This window comes from Algoriphagus chordae (genome assembly GCF_003254055.1).
Classification (GTDB): domain Bacteria; phylum Bacteroidota; class Bacteroidia; order Cytophagales; family Cyclobacteriaceae; genus Algoriphagus; species Algoriphagus chordae.
On the sequence record NZ_QKZT01000014.1, the window covers coordinates 1 to 458 of the forward strand.

Annotated in this window: 1 protein-coding gene; it reads right to left on the bottom strand. The window is 42.6% G+C overall.

The annotated features are described in order from the left end of the window. On the bottom strand, nt 1-150 hold a 150-nt coding region (locus LV85_RS14910), incomplete at its 3' end, for a helix-turn-helix domain-containing protein (protein WP_146260485.1). Between the last annotated feature and the right edge of the window lie 308 nt (nt 151-458).

The window sequence follows — 458 nt, forward strand, 5'->3', positions numbered from 1 at the left end:
TGTTAGCAGTTTGTCGAGCTTAAAGAGGTAAGTCTTGACGGTATTCTTACTGATATCCAGCATACGGGCGATTGTCTTGACTCCCTTTCCCTGCCTGTTAAGTATGATCATTTGTTTTATCTGACTCATAGGTTTAGGTTTTCCAGCCATTGGATTATAGTTAGCGGTTATCGAAAATGTCCGCTAAAAAACCAAAACCATCGATCAGAGGGGTCAACATCCTCCGGAATATCAACCTTAGGGGGTCAATATGCTCCGGAATATCACCGAAAATCTATCTTAAAGGGGTCAACATGCGCCGGAATGTCAGTCGAATCCAGCCTGTAAAGGCACTTTCACTACTTGAAAACATTCCGGATTGGAGGGGTCAGCATGCTCCGGAATATCCAAGAGTAATAATATGACCACTCTAGTTGTGAATTGCTTTCAAAATGTTACTTTCCTAGGGAAATCACAGC